A 17,782-nucleotide genomic window follows, 5' to 3' on the forward strand; every position below is an offset into this window, starting at 1 on the left:
AAGCACGCCGCCAGCGTTCATCCTGAGCCAGGATCAAACTCTCTGATAAAATGTTTGATTCATTTACTCAAGACAACCGTTTGGCTATCTCTCGTTTTTACTGCTTTTGGTTTGTTTAAACCGTTCTTTAAATGTAAAGAAATTTTCGAGAATCGTATGTGTTTCACTGTTTAGTTATCAAGGTTTGTTGTATCTGTCTCTCAGACAGCTCATTTATTCTATCTCATCTCTTTTTGTTTGTCAAGCACTTTTTTAAGTTTTTTTCAAACATTTTTGAGTTAAGATTTTGTTGTCGTTTCGTTGACGACTTGGATACTTTATCATATCTTCTGTCTTTTGTCAACTACTTTTTTATTTTTCTGAAAGCAGATGTATTTATCTGTTTCTTAAAAACAATTTGTTCCTAACAACTCTGATAGAATATCATTTTTTCCATTACCTGTCAACATGTTTTTTACATAAATTTCATTTTTTTCTGAAAAACGTATTTTTTCGCCAAAAACCGCATTTCACAGACATGGTCACCACCTGTATCCTGGTGCTTTTTCGTCTGCAAAATGCGGTTTCTTTTACCCACCATAAAATATTCCTGTAAAAATACGGATAAAAATATTTTTATCATAAAGAAAATCCAGTACTGTATCACCCCGGATCAGTCCCAGACCCTTTTGCCCTATTTCCGTGTTGCATAAAATCGTAAGTACCAGCATTCCGACCCATACAAAAACAATACACTTCATGCCTCCTACTACGGCGCCGGCTATTTTGTTGATCCCACGGATGACCGGCAATCTTGCCAGGAGATCCATGGCATACGCCAGCACATGGATCAGGATTGAGGAAAGTATGTATGATACCAAAAAAGAAAGACAGTTCACTGCTACATTGGCCAGATATCCGGAAATATACCCTGCAAATGTATTAACCGCCAGATATTGATACACCAATGCCGTATTATTTTCTGTTATTCCCTTCTGGAGGAGATCCGGAATATCCATGCTGCTGATCAGCTCCTTCTGTTCCTCCTCATCCATGGTTTCTTTTCCATCTGCCAGAGAATCCACAAATGATCCGCTGGCAGTCTGGATTTTTTCATAAACAGACGTATTCTCACGTATGAACTGATTCACATAAGGATTGATCAGCCATACCAGAGCAACGGAGATCAGAACAAGCAATGCAGATACTACTTCTTTTACAAAGCCATGCCTGTATCCATCCACCATGGAAAAGGCAAGCAGGACCAGTACAGCCAGTCCAAGCCATGTCCAGTTCATATCTGCCCCCTTAACTGAATTTTATGGTGCTGACGCCTGTATCCAGTACCATAAGATATTTATTCCATCCGATCTTAAAGAAATCCCGGATCGTTCCATCTACATTTCCGGCATATTTCTGTACGCCACGGTTGTTCATCACGCAGATCTGCGAGCTGTTATACATGATGATATTATCTCCGCTCATTTTTATAGTCGTATATGGAATATTGAAATTTTTACGGAATTTCAGCTGTCCGCTCATACTATAGACTTCCATTGTATACAGATCATCTTTATTATTGTTTTTAAATACCAGGCCAATCCTGTCATCACTGAAAAATGTACTTACGATCTCCTGTTTTACATTGACTGTTTTGCTTTCTTTAGGAATCTGGCTTCCCTGGTAAGTAGAAAATCCATCATCTCGCAAAGCAATATACTTACTGTCACTGATACATTCCACCTGCGGGATCACTACATTCTCATAGGTATAACCACTTACGATCCGATCATCCTCATTCTGCCCTACATCCCCATAATTATAAAATGCCACATAGCTGGTAGTCTTGCTTCCATCAACATACTGGAATGTTACCATCATCACTCCGTTATCAGACACTGCTACATCCATGGGATATCCCGGATCATCGATCTTAGTCAGATTTTCCGCGACCAGACTGCCATCCGGATTATAAAAATTGATCCAGGTATTATCATCATTGTCCAGGATCACTGCAACCATTCCATTCGATGCGATCCGCACTTTTACAATAGCATAAGATGTTGTTACAGTTCCGGTCACACCTTTTTTGTCGCAGATATAAAGCGATGTTCCCTCGCTGTCTGCAACAACCGCCCTGCTTCCATTCACATCTGCAATAGGATTCTGCATTGTATAGGTTTCATTCCAGATCGTATTCATGCTGTTGTCCACAACAGATACTCCATCCGGACTGTATCTCAGGATATCTCCATCCATGTCCACATACTGTGTGGACACAACATCTTCCTGTTCGCTTGTATTTAATACTTTATAGCTGTGATAGCTTCTTTTTTCTGCATAGAGAAAAACCAGGCAGACTGCTGCAGCGATCACTGCCGCTGTGATCACCTTTTTCCCCTTTCTTGAAATTCTTCGGCGATGAGAAGTTCTCCCGTAGTGAGCGCCTTCCTGTGCAGCCTGTTCCTGTGCAAGCCTGGCTTTTTGCCTCATCAGCTTTTTGCGCTTTTGTTTTTTCTGTATTTTTTTTATGATATTCACAACTGTATCCCTTACCTTAAGTATTTTATTTTGTAATTGGTTTTCCAGTTATTATAGCACACTCCATCAGGGTAGTACAATTACCTGCCCGGGATAAATGATCTCATTGGCAGAAATTCCGTTTAATGCACAGATCTGCTCCATCGCCGCTACAGTACCATAGCGGTTGAGACTGATCTGATACAGGGTGTCTCCCGGGCGGATCACATAAGTTTCCCTTGGATTTTCTGCAGCCACTGAAGTCTCTTCTGTTTTTTTCTCTTCTGTTTTATTATCCTTTTTTTGCGTTGCTTCTGAAACAGACTGTTTTTTTGAACTTCGAGGTTCCGGTGTTATTGAGATTTTTTCTCTTTTCTGCGTGGTTTCCGTCGGGACCGGAGTTCCCCGCACAGCTTCCTGCGTCTGTACCGGTTTTTGTGTCTGCACCGGTTTCTGCGTCTGCACCGCCTTTGGCGAAACCGATACACTCCGCACCGGTTCTGTTACTGCAGGTGTTATCTGCACCACCGAAGCAGAAGCGGCGCGATAATCTTCCGGAACCTCTGTTTTTTTCTGCTGATTCCGATAAAAGCCCACTCCAGCCACAAGAACTGCCAGTGCCAGACACACCGTAGCCGCATAAGAAAAAACAGAAGTTTTCTCTTCTCCCCGTTCCTCCGGATTTTTACTGTCTATGATCTTTCTGAAATTTCTGACAGCCCTGTCCTCCACTTTCTCGGATGCTTCTCCGCCCTCTTTCTGGCTGCGTTCGATCATATACGTCTGCATCTGAGAATTTTTCTCATAATAAATATAATACCCGCTCAGTTTTGCCATCATGCCGCCATCATAACGGAAAAAGGCATCCTCCCGTTCTCCAGGATCCATCAGCATCAGGATTTTTTCCCCTCCGAAATGTCTGAGATGTACTTTCACAAAAAGCTCTGTGATCTCCATTGCTATCTGAGGCTGTGCAAAAAACCATCCCACGATCTCCTGCTCCGGAAAATACTGATCCTTATCCTCCTGCAGTTTCTGCCAGAGTTTTTCCGAAAAGTCAATATGTTCTGCCGCAGCATCCATACCGTCTGCTGCAATGGCACCTTTTATAAAAATACAGGTCATATCTGCAGTCCATTGAATTTCACCTGTAAGTACCGCCACACTTCCCTGGCCTTCCGGCTTTTCATCTTCTGCCAGGCTGCAGAGAAATGTGTATACATAATCTTCTATATAAATCCTGTAATCTCCGTTCGCCAGCCCGATCTGCCTTACATTTCTAGGCATGGAAAACGATTCCTGTGCGGCTTCCTGTTCTGTTGTGTCCTCCTTATAAATGACTTCTATCATCTCATATCACTCCTTCTGTCCAAGCATAGCACAGTAAAAATGCGGATTTTAGCAGAATGTAAGAGTCTGTCCACAGAATTTAGCGACAGATTCCGCACCATGCATATTTTTCCTTTTTTCAGGATATGATAGAGTGAAAAAAGAATCGAGGTTTCTCATGGCTTTTTACATTGATGCCGGAAAAAACGGTTCATCCGGCGAGATTGCTTATCTTCTGAAAAAATGCATTCTTCACTGTCCTAAAAAATGGACTGAGATCGTGTTTTTATGCATTGGCAGTGATCGTGTTACCGGAGATTGTTTAGGCCCATATATCGGACACCTTCTTCATCCTCATGAAACCGGACATATTTTTGTCTACGGCACTCTTTCCTGCCCGGTCCATGCCCTGAACCTGGAAAAAACTTCATCGCTTATCACAAGGCTTCATCCACACGCCCTTGTGATTGCCATAGACGCTTCTCTTGGACAAAAAAAACACCTGGGCTATGTGACCATTGGAAATGGTGCACTTTACCCAGGTGCTGGTGTTCAGAAAGATCTTCCACCTGTAGGGGACATCCATATCACCGGCATTGTAAATACTGCCGGAATCATGGAGCAGCTTACCCTGCAGACTACCCGGCTCTCCACCGTGGTAGCACTTGCAGATGTGATCGCCTGCGGGATCCTTAAGATACTTCCTGCAGAAACAGACTTATCCTCTGTTGATCTTGATTATGCGAACTCCTTGATCTGCTTATAGATACCCTCTGCATCGAGACCGTATTTATGAAGAAGCTCTAATGCCGGACCGGACTCACCGAATACATCATGGATTCCGATACGTTTAACCGGTACCGGTGCCTTCTCAGCCAGGCACTCGCATACAGCTCCGCCAAGACCGCCGATGATGGAATGCTCCTCAACAGTTACAACCTTGCCGGTTTCTTTGGCAGCTGCAACAACAAGGTCCTCATCCAGAGGCTTGATGGTATGGATATTGATCACTTTTGCATCGATTCCGTCTGCTGCAAGCTTCTCAGCTGCTTCAAGAGCCGGTGCAACGCAAAGTCCGTTTGCGATGATGGTAAGATCTTTTCCCTCGCGGAGAACGATGCCCTTACCAAGCTCAAATTTATAATCCGGTCTGTCATTGATAACCGGAACAGCAAGACGTCCGAATCTCATGTATACCGGTCCCTGATGCTCGTAAGCAGCAGCAACCATAGCTTTTGCTTCGATATCATCAGAAGGACTTGCAACGACCATGCCCGGAATCACTCTCATCAGGGCAAAATCCTCCAGGCACTGATGTGTGGCGCCATCTTCACCTACAGAAATACCGCCGTGAGTTGCTCCGATCTTTACATTCAGCTTCGGATATCCGATGGAGTTACGAACCTGCTCATAAGCACGTCCTGCTGCAAACATTGCAAAAGTACTTGCAAAGGGAACCTTACCTGTGGAAGCGATTCCTGCTGCAATACCCATCATGTTGCACTCTGCGATACCGCAGTCAATGTGACGCTCCGGGAATTCTTTTTTAAACATACCTGTCTGTGTAGCTGCAGCAAGGTCAGCGTCAAGAACGATAAGATCCTCGTGTTTTTTTCCTAATTCTATGAGGGCACTGCCGTAGCTTGCTCTCGTTGCGATTTTCTTTACTTCTGACATAATGCTTCACCTACCTTCTCCAGATCTTCCATTGCCTGTGCATACTGCTCGTCATTCGGAGCTTTTCCGTGCCAGCCTACTGCGTTCTCCATGTAGGAAACGCCTTTACCTTTTACTGTTTTCATGATGATAGCTGTCGGCATACCCTTTGTAGCTCTTGCCTCATCAAAAGCAGCCTTCAGCTGATCCATATCGTTGCCGTCCGCAACATTGATCACATGGAAATTGAAAGCTTCGAATTTCTTGTCGATCGGATACGGGGAGCATACATCTGCAATGTCACCATCGATCTGAAGTCCATTGTTATCTACGATCACAACCAGGTTGTCCAGTTTACGGAAGCCTGCGAACATAGCTGCCTCCCACACCTGGCCTTCCTCGATCTCACCATCACCCAGCAATGTATATACTCGATAGTCATCATTACTGAGTTTGGCAGAAAGAGCCATACCTGCTGCTGCAGAGATTCCCTGACCAAGAGAACCACTGGACATATCAACGCCCGGAATATGCTTCATATCCGGATGTCCCTGAAGATAGGAGCCCAGATGACGAAGTGTTTTCAGATCCTCTTTTGGAAAATATCCTCTCTCTGCAAGTACAGAATAGAGTCCCGGTGCTGTATGTCCTTTGGAAAGGACAAAACGGTCACGGTCTGCCTTCTTAGGATCCTTCGGATCGATGTTCATCTCTTCAAAATATAAATAGGTGAACACGTCTGCTGCAGAAAGGGATCCGCCCGGATGGCCGGCCTTTGCTGCATGGACTGCTGTTACGATATCCTTGCGGACTTCGTTGGCAACTTTCTGAAGTTCTAACTTATCCATGTTATTAATGTCTCCTTTTTAGTGCCCTGCTGTTCACAGGGAATTTGTATATAAAAGAGGTTTCGATCACTCACCGAATACTGCCTTGTAATCAGCCTGGAATTTAGCGATACCTGCATCTGTCAGCGGATGATGTGTCATCTGCTCAATTACCTTGAACGGTACCGTAGCGATATCTGCGCCTGCAAGTGCACATGCAGTTACATGCATTGGATGACGAACGCTTGCTGCGATGATCTCTGTCGGGATATCTGCAACTGCAAACATCTCAGCGATCTGCTGGATCAGCTCAACGCCATCTGTGGAGATGTCATCCAGTCTTCCAAGGAACGGAGATACATATGTAGCACCTGCTCTTGCTGCAAGAAGTGCCTGGTTAGCAGAAAAGATCAGAGTAACGTTTGTCTTGATCCCCTCAGAGGAAAGAACCTTAACTGCCTTCAGTCCCTCTGTTGTCATAGGAATCTTAACAACCATGTTCGGATGGATGGCTGCGATCTCACGTCCCTCACGGATCATTCCCTCAGCATCTGTTGTGGTAGCTTTAACCTCACCGCTGATCGGTCCGTCAACGATCGTTGTGATCTCTTTGATCACCTCGTTGAAGTCTCTTCCTTCTTTGGCGATCAGAGACGGGTTTGTTGTAACTCCACAGATAACTCCCATGTCATTTGCTTCTCTGATATCCTCTACTTTAGCTGTGTCGATAAAAAATTTCATTGTTTTTTCCTCCTGTTTACGTTCGTTCTTTTTCTTGATGATTCCATTATAACAAACTCATTGCGGGGGTCAAGGCACCTGTTTTTTATTAATAAATATTTTATTAATAAAATAACGTTTTATTAATAGTGCCTGTCAATTTTTTCACCCAAAACAGCTTCTTTCCATTTTCCTCAATTCGAATATCGCCGTAATTATCGTAGCTAACAAGGTTTCTATTCAAATGTGTCATGGAAACTCTCTCTATATATTATTATTAATAATTTTTGCGCCATTATTTATTTTTCTGTTCATCAGACTGGTTTCTGTCCAGTCTTGCATACCCCGTCGTGCGGCGCTTGATCAGCTTCGGGGTATATTCGATATTATACAGGCTGGCAGGTCTTTCATCCAGGTAAAATTTATCATTCATGTCGATCTTACGGATGATGATGTCACAGGCATCTCTTCCCTTCAGCGCAACAAAATGATCAATGGTTGTCAGGGAGATCCTGCGGATGCCGGAATAAAAAATATTGTCGCACCCTATGACAGAAACATCCTTCGGAACGTGTATCCTCATTTCATGCAGCGCATCAATGGCGCCTATGGCCATCATGTCATTCTGTCCTGCGATAGCCGTAAATTTATGTCCTTCCTGGAGAAGCTCCATGGTCAGCTCGTAGCCCATGGCATACTCGGAATCCATCCGCGGGATCTTTCTGTCATTGGACTCATCTGCCGCCTTGATGAGCACATGATCCTTTTTTCCCTCTTTTTCAAACTCGCGGACAAAACCCTCCACACGCTTGGAGCGCTGCCACTGCCGTCTGGTAAGTGGCGGCGTGATAAATGCCACATCCGTGTGCCCCAGATCAAGAAGATGTCTGGCCATCAGCCTTCCTACCACTGTGTTGTCCTGATTGATAGCATCTACCGTGGTTGTTTTTTCCTTGTTGCTGATGATGACCAGTGGTGTTTCTTTTGCGATCTTTTCTACCTGATGCTGGAAATCCGGATGAGGATTGCAGGTATAGATGATCCCTGCCGGCCGCATGGTCTGCATCATACGGAGATATTTTTCTTCCAACCCCGCATCGCGCTGGGTGTTGCAGATAAATACCCCATATCCCTGCTCATTGGCCACAGCCTCGATCCCCTGAAGCAGCAGTACATAATAGGGACTGGTGAGTGTGGGGCAGAAAACAACGATCAGCTTTTCTTTTCTGTCAGCTTTGTGTTTCCGACGTCCGGGAAGCTCATAGCCAAGCTCTCTGGCCGCCTGCTCCACCCGCTCCACAGTTTCTCTCGAAAAAGAAACATTATATTTCCGGTTCAGCACCATGGATACCGTTGCCTGGGAAACTCCTGCGCGTACTGCCACATCCGATGAGGTTGCTTTCTTTTTTGCCACCAGTCTCACCTCCTTTATAATCTGGGAAAATTTCCTGGCTGCTTATCACTTTTTGCAATCCCTCAGGGAATTTTTCACCTGATCCGGTTATAGCTCCACTCTTCCTTCCAATGCCCGGAGAAGTGTCACCTCATCAATATACTCCAGATCACCGCCCACCGGAACTCCGCTGGCGATACGGCTTACTTTGATCCCGGTCGGTTTGATCAGCTTACTGATGTACATAGCTGTTGTTTCGCCTTCAAGACTGGAATTGGTTGCCACAATAACTTCCTTTACATCCCCCTGAAGGCGCTTCATCAGTTCCTTCAGTTTAATATCATCCGGCCCGATCCCAAGCATCGGGGAGATCGCACCATGAAGTACATGATATACACCATCAAATTTACCTGTTTTCTCATATGCTGCCAGATCCCTGGTATTCTCAACCACCATGATCGTGCTGTGATCCCTTTTGGGATTGGCGCAGATCGGACAAAGCTCCTGGTCTGTCAGCGTGTAACAGCACTTACAGTACTGAACATTCTGCCTTGCATCGGTAATGGAGGCGGTCAGCTGCTCCACCTGGTCCTTCGGCATATTCATGATATGAAATGCAAGACGCTGGGCAGATTTGGCTCCGATCCCCGGAAGATGGGAAAGCTGCTCAATAAGTTTATTGATATGGCTGCTGTAATATTCCATCAGAAAGGAAGACCTCCGCCAAGACCGCCAAGGCCGCCTGTGAGTTTGGACATCACTGCTGCTGACTCGGACTCAACCTGACGGAGCGCCTCATTTGTTGCTGCCGCGATCATGTCCTCAAGCATCTCGATATCATCCGGATCTACCGCTTCCTCGGAAAGTGTGACCTTTGTTATTTCACGTTTACCGGAAACTGTAACGGAAACAGCTCCGCCGCCTACTGTTGCTGTAAACTCTTTTTCCTCAAGAGCTTTCTGGTTTTCTTCCATCTGACGCTGCATTTTCTGCGCCTGTTTCATAAGATTATTCATGTTTCCCGGCATACCCATGCCAGGAAATCCACCTCTTTTTGCCATAATACTTTCCTCCTGTTTTTTGTTTACGGATTTATGACTCCTCATCCGGGTCTTCTTCCACTACGATATCCATGTGGATATTCTCCCGAAGTGCATCGTCTACTGTGATCTGCGCGAGATTGGTGTGCTGATGTTTGTTGGCTACCAGCATATGTATCTCCACGCTTTTGCCTGTCCGGGCAGCAATAATGTCCTGAAGCTCTTTCTTCGCCTCCGGATTGTCTACATAATTCATCCCCAGAAAATCCTGGAATTCCACATAAAGGATGGGATCTCCTGTTTCTCCGTTATACTTGGGGACTGCACGCTGCAGGGACTGCTTGAAAAGTCCGGTAGTCTGACCCACGATGGCACGCCAGCCTGCCACGATCTTCTGAAGATCCTCAGGAGCTGCCTTCTGTGGTTTCTGCTGCTGTACCGTTGCTGTACCGGTCACTGCCGCCCCCGGTTCCCCGGCTCCACCGGCCTCGCTCTCCCGAACGATCACCTGCTGCACAGGCCGTTCCTCCATCTGCTTTTCCAGGACACGAAGCCTGTCAAGAACAGAGTCCAGATTTGTCTCCATGGCCGGTCTGCACAGCTTGATCAGTGCGATTTCCACCAATACACGCTTCTGGCTTGCAAAACGGATCTGATTGGACAGATCGGAAAAAATACGAATATAACGCATCAGCGTCTCCACATCTGTCATCCCGCTCTCTTCCTTCAGAAGCTTCAGATTCTCAGAAGAAACATCAATGGCTTCCTCCGGATTTTCGGAAGTCTTCACAAGCAGAAGATTTCGCATATACCAGGTAAAATCTGATACAAACTGTCCCAGCTCCCGGCCGCCTGTGATCAGGTCCTCCAGCACATGGATGGAACCTGTCACATCGCCGGAAAGAACCTTTCGGAGAAGCCTACTGAATACCTCTGTATCCACAGCTCCCAGAACATCCAGGACTTTATCATAAGTAAGCACCTGTCCCAGATAAAAGGAAATACACTGATCCAGAAGACTCAGGGCATCTCGCATGGACCCGTCGCCTTTTTTTGCCACATAGCGTACAGCCTTCTCCTCTGCTTCCACCCCTTCTGCTGTCAGAAGCTCGGAAAGTCTGGCAGCAATGGTATCAATGGATATCCGGTGAAAGTCATAGCGCTGACATCTGGACAGTATTGTGATCGGTATCTTGTGGGCCTCTGTAGTCGCCAGGATAAAAATAACATAAGAAGGCGGCTCCTCCAATGTTTTCAGAAGAGCATTAAATGCACCTGTTGAGAGCATATGCACCTCATCGATGATATAAACCTTGTATTTGCCCTCTGTTGGACGATAAGCCACTTCCTCACGGATCTCACGGATGTTATCAACACCGTTGTTGGAGGCTGCATCGATCTCGATCACATTCATGGCAGTTCCCGCCTGAATGGCCTTGCACATGGCACATTCATTGCAGGGGCTGCCATTTACAGGATGTTCACAGTTTACTGCCTTCGCCAGGATCTTTGCAACCGTAGTTTTTCCGGTACCACGCGTTCCGCAGAACAGGTATGCGTGTCCGATACGGTTCGCCTTGATCTGGTTGGTCAGTGTTGTCACAATATGATCCTGTCCTTTTACATCGTCAAAATTGTCGGGACGAAATTTACGGTAAAGAGCAGTATAACTCATAAAACTCTCCTTCTCTTCGCCACAGTCGCCGCGGAAAGACTCCCGCGGCGGCCAGATGACTCATAATTCATTAATCGCCAAAACTGATTCCGATCTGTTTGGCTGCTTTTACAAGCTGATCCTTTGGAGATACCATCTTCAGCTTGCCTGCGCATTCAGCAAGAGGAACCCTCTTGATCTTGCCGTTGATGACACCGATCATAACACCGTATTCCTCATCCATGATCGCCTGCGCTGCACCGGCACCGATCCTTGTGGAAAGAACGCGGTCATATGCACATGGCTCTCCGCCTCGCTGCATATGTCCCGGAACTGTGATACGTACCTCACTTCCGGTCACCTGCTGGATCTGGTCTGCGATCTCATAGGATACAGACGGATATTTCTTCGCTCTTTCCGCAAGCTTTTCTTTGTATTTTTTCTTCGGAAGCTCTGCATCTTCTTTTGAGATAGCTCCCTCAGCTACTGCAAGAATGGTAAAACGCTTGCCTGCCTTGTTACGCTTCTGGATGGCTTCTACAACCTTATTGATATCATATGGGATCTCCGGGATCAGGATCACATCTGCTCCGCCTGCAACACCGGCATTCAGTGTAAGGCTTCCGACCTTATGTCCCATGATCTCAACAATAAATACACGTCCATGAGATGCAGCTGTTGTATGGATGCAGTCAATGGCATTTGTTGCGATCTCCAGAGCGCTCTGGAAGCCAAAGGTCATATCTGTACCCCAGATATCATTATCAATGGTCTTCGGAAGATGGATGATATTCAGGCCTTCCTCGCGGAGAAGATTGGCGGTTTTCTGCGTTCCGTTTCCGCCGAGGATCACAAGACAGTCAAGACAGAGCTTATAGTAAGTCTGTTTCATGGCCTCAACCTTGTCCAGTCCCTTCTCATCCGGAACCCGCATCAGTTTGAATGGCTGTCTGGATGTTCCGAGAATAGTTCCGCCCTGAGTCAGGATTCCGGAAAAGTCCCTGGCTGTAAGCATACGGTATTTCCCGTAGATCAGTCCCTTATATCCGTCATCAAATCCATAAACCTCAAGGTTCTCAACGCTGTTGCTCAGACCCTTTACAACGCCTCTCATGGTTGCGTTCAGTGCCTGACAGTCACCACCGCTTGTCAGCAGACCGATTCTTTTAATCATAGCGTCCTCCATTCTGTGCCCTCTTATGTGCACATTTTATTTGTTGCTGTCTGCATATAAGACAGATATTCCACCTGACGTATTTCTGCAGAACAACTACTGTATCCTCTCTTTTCACAGAGTTTTACACAATATAATATTATAAAGCATTTTCAGGCAGTGTACAATAGCCAAAAAAGCACGAAAACAGCGAGTGTATTGATTGACTTTACCTGTATCACATCGTAAAATAAAATTATCAGTAACTTTCGTATGTTTACAGAAAATTTTTACCAGGAAAGGAGCGTCCTATGAAAAAAATCCTCAAAAAACTATCCTGCGCTTTATTAGCCGCAGCCATGGTATGCGCCATGACTCCTCTCGCCGCCAGTGCAGCGATCAATTATTCCAAAACCCGGATCGTTTATATGCCCACATCCGGAAAGGACTTGGGATACGATGAGATCTCGATCAGCAATATTCCTGCTAAACAGAACATTCTCAAATCCAATGTTAAAGTAGTCAGCGGAGGATCTGTGATCGCACTGGATTCCTTCGGTTCCAGCAGCTGCAAAAGTACCACGGAGGCTTTCCGCAAGGGTGCAAAACCGTACACTCACTCCGATCATTTCTACAATATCGGTTTTGCCGTTAAAAAGCCCGGAACCGGAAAGATTTCCTTCAAGGTCGGAAACAAAACCTATACTTCCACCATCAAGGTGCTTCGTTATGTCAACCCGTTAAAATCCGTCTCCATCACAGGTGTAAAAGGCAATCTTGCCGGAAAATTCAAAATCTCCGGCCATAACGCCTTTCGTTACGCCAACAAGGCACAGAAGAATGCTGTCATGAAATGCACCACTGCAAATGGCTGGAAGATCACAGGCGTTTCTTTCAACAACAACCGGACCCATACACAGTATAGTACCAATTACAACGCCCCTAACAGCGGGGCTTCTTCTTCCACGCTCCGTATCGGAAACCTTTCCGCGAAGCAGTCCGCCTATATCAGCTTCACCCTTCGCAACACCAAAAACGGGGCGGTACAGTACTGTACACTTAATATGAACTGATTTATTTCGGTCTGTACCTTGACAAATCTGGTTTCAGAGTCTATAATTAAATTCCGCGCAGCCGGGGAGATAGCGGTGCCCTGTACCTGCAATCCGCTACAGCAGGGGTGATGCCAATCTGAGGCTTGTATCTTGCAGAGCAGCCCTTTATAAGTGGCGTTGACGTCTGGGTCTTACGCAACAGGAATCTGTGAACCGTGTCAGGGCAGGAATGCAGCAGCACTAAGCAGAAGCTCTTGTGTGCCGTGAGGGTGCCTGGGCTGAGTTAACTGTAAAGGTAACGTCTGTGAGACCATTCCGAGGTGCGGCGCGCGTAAAAAAGGTTATAATATATGATCTCTATATAAACAGCATTCCCGCCGGGTCCGTCATTTATGACTGATCCGGCGGGATTTTTTGTACTATTATTTTATTTACAATATCCGGCAACTACCTGATTGATCAGCTTGCCGTCTGCCTTTCCCTTCAGATCTCCCATAACTGCCTTCATGATCTGGCCTTTATTTCCTGTTGCCAGAACATCTGCAAATTTCTCCTCAATATAAGTCTTGATCTCTGCTTCATCCATCTGCTTCGGAGCATATTTCGCAATGATATCATATCTTGCCTGATACTCCTCTTTCAGATCTGTACGTTCTGCAGGGCAGGTGTCGATCTGCTCTTTTGCTGTTTTCAGCTCTTTCAGGATAACTTTGTCTACAAGCTCTCCTTTGATGTCATCACGGCATCCCTCATCAATGGCAGCTTTTTTTACTGCTGCGATCAGTGCGGAAACTGCTTCCTTTGTTACCTTATCTTTGGCCTTCATTGCTGCTACCATGTCTTTTCTTAAAGCTTCAAGTTCCATTTTTTGTTCCTCCATTTTCTGTCGTTCCTGTATCAACGACTTTCGTTTGACCTGAATGGATTTTCTGTCTGTAATAGTGAAATCCATTTATGATTTTATTTTGATATTTTCACAGGATTCTGTCAAGAGTAAATCTCCCGGGATTTTTCGTTCTGTTCCGCTCTCTCTGACTGTGTCTGCCCGGCAAGGCGCTCTGCTTCCTGCTTCTTCAGGATTTTTGCCTGCTTCTTTTTCTCCCGCAGTTCCCTGAAAAATGTGGAAAGCATTTCGGAGCATTCCTCTTCCAATATCCCTTCTGTGATCTTTACCTGATGATTAAAGCCTTCGATCTGAAGAAGATTCATCACAGATCCGGCACAGCCTGCTTTCGGGTTCATACAGCCGATCACCACCTCATCGATCCTGGACTGTACCAGTGCACCGGAACACATCTGACAAGGCTCCAGCGTTACATACATGGTGCATCCCTCCAGACGCCAGTCTCCCAGCCTTTTACTTGCCTTTCGGATAGCATTAAGCTCTGCATGAGATAAGGTATTTTTATCTGTATTGCGACGATTGTAGCCTCTGGCTATGATCTTTCCCTCATGCACGATCACGCAGCCGATCGGCACTTCCTCCAATGCACGGGCCTTTTTTGCCTGACGGATTGCCTCTTTCATAAAACGTTCCTGATCTGTCACGTTTTTACTCCTCCTGTAACTTCACATTCCGGAAAAAGCTCCGGGATTCTATCTGTTCAAACTAAGACTGCTCTCAGCCTTCTGTCCGTTCGATTATAGCTTTTCCGGTATTTCATGTCAATCTGCTGCAAAACAGATATTTGCAACACAAAAAACGCCACAGAAATTTCCACACTAATTTCTGCAGCGTTTTCTTATTGTATAACAGAAAAACGCAGACAACGGAAGCTCTCGCGAACTCCATTGTCTGCGTCAATGAATGCATTATATCTGCTTTTTTCCGGAAAGTCAAGCAGCCAGATTATTTGTGAAGTGACTCACCATTGGTAGCGATCACATCTTTATACCAATAGAAGGATTTTTTCTTATAACGGTTCAGTGTACCTGTTCCATCGTCGTTGCGGTCCACGTAGATGTAGCCGTAGCGTTTTTTCAGCTCTGCTGTAGATGCACTGACAAGGTCAATGCAGCCCTAGGAGGTGTAGCCCATAAATTATATGTTTTTTTTCTTCCATGAGCAAGTCCCCATCTCTGCTTACTGCTTTTCGCAGCTCCGCAGGAAACTTACTTGATTCGGTTAAAAAGGCTTGCAGCTTTTTTCGGGGGAGAGTATGCTTGTAGTATCATAAATAAGAGAAACAAGGGGATTTTCCTATGAAAATATGTGGATTTAACAAAACAACCCTGCTGGATTATCCGGGAAGGGTAGCCTGTACCATATTCTTAGGCGGCTGCAACTTCCGCTGCCCATTCTGCCAGAATGGAGCTCTTGTCGTGGAGCCTGACACCCAGCCTGAATATTCCCAGGAGGAAATCCTGGCTTTTCTAAAAAAAAGAAAGGGGATTCTCGATGGCGTCTGCATTTCCGGCGGTGAACCCACACTTGCACCGGAGCTGCCGGAATTTCTCAGCAGGATCAGGGAGCTGGGCTATGATGTGAAGCTCGATACCAACGGTTCCCGCCCCTCCGTGGTAAAAAATCTCGCAGCAGCTGACCTGATCAACAAGGTTGCCATGGATATCAAGGCCTGTCCTTCCAACTATCATGTGCTTACTGGTGTACATGCTGATCTGGATGGGATCCGGGAAACTGCCGGATGGCTGCTGGACGGACACCTTGATTATGAATTTCGTACAACGGTTGTGAGGGAACTTCATTCCGAAAAAGATTTTCAGGAGATCAGCCGATGGTTAAGCGGTGCAAAAGCTTATTATCTCCAGGCTTACCGGGATTCCGACGGAGTTCTGATACCGGGATTCTCTGCCTGCTCCGAGGAAGAAATAAAAAACTACCGGGATATCCTGTCTCAGACGATCCCGGTAGTAGAAATTCGTGGTATGGAGCTGTGATCTGCGGATTTGCAAAACTGTTTGCTTATCTGCATGGATGCCGAAATTTTTCTGATCAGATGTTAATAAAACAGTACCAGTATCCTCCCTTTCCGCCTGGGATATGAATATCCGGACATTCCTTAAAGTAGGGAAAGCCAAACATATTGGCCATAAACCGTTCCTGCTGGCTGTATCCACCGGGTACTCCCAGTATGTACTGTCCCCGGGGATTTCTGCACAGCAGAAGATGGCCGAAATTTTGATATCCGTACATGACAAAACGGTTGCTGCAGAAACAGCCGTTTTTTCTGCATAAGGCACTGCAGTCCGATGGTCTGATCTTGCGGCAGTCTGTGAAATAGCCGTCGTTAAAGGGATCATCACAGGGTATTCCCGGAAGTGGACGAGATGGCTCCGGTCGCGGTGGTTTCGGCGGATGCGGTGACGGCTGGCCTGGCCGTGGTAGTTCCGGCGGATGCGGTGACGGCTGGCCTGGTCGTGGTGGTTCCGGCGGATGCGGTGATGGCTGGCCTGGTCGCAGTGGCTCCGGCGGATGCGGACCGGGAGCCTGATATGAATTTCCGGTTTCCGATGTCTTTAATACATCCTCCTGAATCTCCTCCACCGTCATGATCCTGTCTGACTCCTTCTGATTTTCCTGCACTTCTGGCAAGGTTCCATCTTTTTGATTTTCTTCTTCCTTTTCTCCCTGCTCTCTGCCTTTTTTCTCCGCTGCCTTCCGAGGTTCCATTCCTGTTTTCTCCGCTGCCTTCCGAGATTCCGTTTCTTTTTTCTTCCACTCGCGGAAATTCTCCGGCCGGATCGGCTGATCATCCCATTCCGTTCCCCAGAATCCGCCGGCATCGGAGATCAGAAGCAGTCCTCCAAGCTCCTGAAGACTTTTTCCCATGCCTCCAATATCCCCTGTATCCGTCTCCAGTGTGCACTCGATCCGCTCCCGCCCTGTAACACAGCTTCCGATCAAAATACCATCCATCAGCCCTTCCTGCCGCACAAACCCATACACTCTGCACCGACTTCCAGGCTCCAGTCCAACGCAGCGCAGATGAACCTCCACACGGCATTTCCTATCTCTGGCCTCCACCCTCACATAACCGCTGCTGCTATCTTTTTTTCCTTTCCGATACTCGTACACATACGCAACAAAACGCTGATATCCAGCCAACGCACGTCCCTCCGGTATTTCGGTTTCGTTAATATATATGAAGATCGAGAGAAATCATTCCATCAACTGAAAAAAGCTCCAGGATGTACAAACATAAAAAAGAACCCCTCAACCAAGGGATTCTCAAGCTGTTAGTCGAAGCGACAGGATTTGAACCTGCGACCTCTGCGTCCCGAACGCAGCGCTCTACCAAACTGAGCCACGCTTCGTTATTCTGTTTCAGTTGTTTGTGTGTTGCTCAACTGCAAGAGCTATTATATTAGAGTTTCTGTACTTTGTCAATAGAAAAAATTAAAATTTTTCAAAAAAATCGAATTTTTTCTTTTTTCCTGCTTCGGGCATGCATTTTCGCAGACCCGAAGCAGTTTTGGGAAAGGTTCTTTATAACAT

17 protein-coding genes, 1 tRNA gene, 1 other RNA gene and 1 pseudogene are annotated in these 17,782 nt (G+C 46.2%); 4 read left to right on the forward strand and 16 right to left on the reverse strand.

From position 1 onward, the window contains the following. Nucleotides 1-569 precede the first annotated feature (569 nt). From BLP57_RS12775 to BLP57_RS12785, 3 genes are all read right to left on the reverse strand, one after another. Complete coding sequence (locus BLP57_RS12775; protein WP_015525674.1) at nt 570-1,277, reverse strand: CvpA family protein; 708 nt, start codon at nt 1,275-1,277, stop codon at nt 570-572. A 10-nt stretch (nt 1,278-1,287) separates the two neighbouring features. Beyond that, the gene (locus BLP57_RS12780; RefSeq protein WP_092072268.1) at nt 1,288-2,472 is read right to left on the reverse strand and encodes a DUF5711 family protein; all 1,185 of its coding nucleotides are present in this window, start codon (nt 2,470-2,472) and stop codon (nt 1,288-1,290) included. 114 nt (nt 2,473-2,586) lie between these two features. Further along, nucleotides 2,587-3,849, reverse strand: a complete 1,263-nt coding sequence (locus BLP57_RS12785; protein ID WP_092072207.1) for a LysM peptidoglycan-binding domain-containing protein — start codon at nt 3,847-3,849, stop codon at nt 2,587-2,589. 157 nt (nt 3,850-4,006) lie between these two features. Here BLP57_RS12785 and yyaC point away from each other — a divergent pair, with 157 nt between their 5' ends. Beyond that, a complete protein-coding gene (gene yyaC / locus BLP57_RS12790; protein WP_092072210.1) occupies nt 4,007-4,594 on the forward strand; it encodes a spore protease YyaC in 588 nt (195 codons plus the stop codon). Here the strand turns inward: yyaC and BLP57_RS12795 are convergent. The 8 genes from BLP57_RS12795 to BLP57_RS12830 form a co-directional block, all read right to left on the reverse strand. Then, complete coding sequence (locus tag BLP57_RS12795; RefSeq protein WP_015525670.1) at nt 4,567-5,505, reverse strand: transketolase family protein; 939 nt, start codon at nt 5,503-5,505, stop codon at nt 4,567-4,569. The two genes, yyaC and BLP57_RS12795, sit on opposite strands and share 28 nt — an antisense overlap. Next, nucleotides 5,493-6,332, reverse strand: a complete 840-nt coding sequence (locus BLP57_RS12800; protein ID WP_015525669.1) for a transketolase — start codon at nt 6,330-6,332, stop codon at nt 5,493-5,495. Before BLP57_RS12800 ends, BLP57_RS12795 begins: the two co-directional genes overlap by 13 nt. Nucleotides 6,333-6,398: 66 nt before the next feature. After that, a complete protein-coding gene (fsa, locus tag BLP57_RS12805) occupies nt 6,399-7,052 on the reverse strand; it encodes a fructose-6-phosphate aldolase (protein ID WP_015525668.1) in 654 nt (217 codons plus the stop codon). Nucleotides 7,053-7,326: 274 nt separating this feature from the next. Further along, nucleotides 7,327-8,445: a LacI family DNA-binding transcriptional regulator gene (locus BLP57_RS12810; protein WP_092072213.1), complete on the reverse strand. Its 1,119-nt coding sequence runs from the start codon at nt 8,443-8,445 to the stop codon at nt 7,327-7,329. Between the two features lie 87 nt (nt 8,446-8,532). After that, nucleotides 8,533-9,129, reverse strand: coding sequence for a recombination mediator RecR (recR, locus tag BLP57_RS12815; RefSeq protein ID WP_015525667.1), 597 nt, complete (start codon nt 9,127-9,129; stop codon nt 8,533-8,535). Further along, a complete protein-coding gene (locus tag BLP57_RS12820; RefSeq protein WP_015525666.1) occupies nt 9,129-9,485 on the reverse strand; it encodes a YbaB/EbfC family nucleoid-associated protein in 357 nt (118 codons plus the stop codon). Before BLP57_RS12820 ends, recR begins: the two co-directional genes overlap by 1 nt. Nucleotides 9,486-9,516: 31 nt before the next feature. After that, nucleotides 9,517-11,139, reverse strand: a complete 1,623-nt coding sequence (gene dnaX / locus BLP57_RS12825; RefSeq protein ID WP_092072216.1) for a DNA polymerase III subunit gamma/tau — start codon at nt 11,137-11,139, stop codon at nt 9,517-9,519. Nucleotides 11,140-11,209: 70 nt separating this feature from the next. Then, nucleotides 11,210-12,292 carry a 6-phosphofructokinase gene (locus BLP57_RS12830; RefSeq protein WP_021977972.1) on the reverse strand — a complete coding sequence of 361 codons (1,083 nt, stop codon included), beginning with the start codon at nt 12,290-12,292 and terminating at the stop codon, nt 11,210-11,212. Between the two features lie 290 nt (nt 12,293-12,582). On the opposite strand from BLP57_RS12830, the gene BLP57_RS12835 reads away from it, so the two are divergent. Together BLP57_RS12835 and ffs are read left to right on the forward strand one after the other, a co-directional pair. After that, on the forward strand, nt 12,583-13,344 hold the full coding sequence (locus tag BLP57_RS12835) for a hypothetical protein (RefSeq protein WP_092072219.1): 762 nt from the start codon (nt 12,583-12,585) through the stop codon (nt 13,342-13,344). A gap of 53 nt (nt 13,345-13,397) precedes the next feature. Then, an RNA gene (gene ffs, locus BLP57_RS12840) (signal recognition particle sRNA large type) lies at nt 13,398-13,659 on the forward strand. 94 nt (nt 13,660-13,753) lie between these two features. Here the strand turns inward: ffs and BLP57_RS12845 are convergent. The 3 genes and pseudogenes from BLP57_RS12845 to BLP57_RS12855 form a co-directional block, all read right to left on the reverse strand. Further along, nucleotides 13,754-14,191 carry a GatB/YqeY domain-containing protein gene (locus tag BLP57_RS12845; RefSeq protein WP_092072222.1) on the reverse strand — a complete coding sequence of 146 codons (438 nt, stop codon included), beginning with the start codon at nt 14,189-14,191 and terminating at the stop codon, nt 13,754-13,756. Between the two features lie 122 nt (nt 14,192-14,313). Next, complete coding sequence (gene tadA / locus BLP57_RS12850) at nt 14,314-14,874, reverse strand: tRNA adenosine(34) deaminase TadA (RefSeq protein ID WP_242872628.1); 561 nt, start codon at nt 14,872-14,874, stop codon at nt 14,314-14,316. 301 nt (nt 14,875-15,175) lie between these two features. After that, nucleotides 15,176-15,364: pseudogene (locus BLP57_RS12855) on the reverse strand (family 1 glycosylhydrolase); the annotation flags it as partial. 164 nt (nt 15,365-15,528) lie between these two features. Between BLP57_RS12855 and BLP57_RS12860 the strand changes: the two are divergent. Further along, a complete protein-coding gene (locus tag BLP57_RS12860) occupies nt 15,529-16,224 on the forward strand; it encodes an anaerobic ribonucleoside-triphosphate reductase activating protein (RefSeq protein ID WP_092072225.1) in 696 nt (231 codons plus the stop codon). 55 nt (nt 16,225-16,279) lie between these two features. Here BLP57_RS12860 and BLP57_RS12865 read toward each other — a convergent pair whose 3' ends face one another. Together BLP57_RS12865 and BLP57_RS12870 are read right to left on the reverse strand one after the other, a co-directional pair. Further along, nucleotides 16,280-17,392, reverse strand: coding sequence for a DUF6128 domain-containing protein (locus tag BLP57_RS12865; protein ID WP_092072228.1), 1,113 nt, complete (start codon nt 17,390-17,392; stop codon nt 16,280-16,282). Between the two features lie 135 nt (nt 17,393-17,527). Further along, nucleotides 17,528-17,601, reverse strand: a tRNA-Pro gene (locus BLP57_RS12870). Between the last annotated feature and the right edge of the window lie 181 nt (nt 17,602-17,782).

This window comes from Blautia sp. SF-50 (assembly GCF_900101315.1).
Taxonomy (GTDB): Bacteria; Bacillota; Clostridia; order Lachnospirales; family Lachnospiraceae; genus Blautia_A; species Blautia_A fusiformis.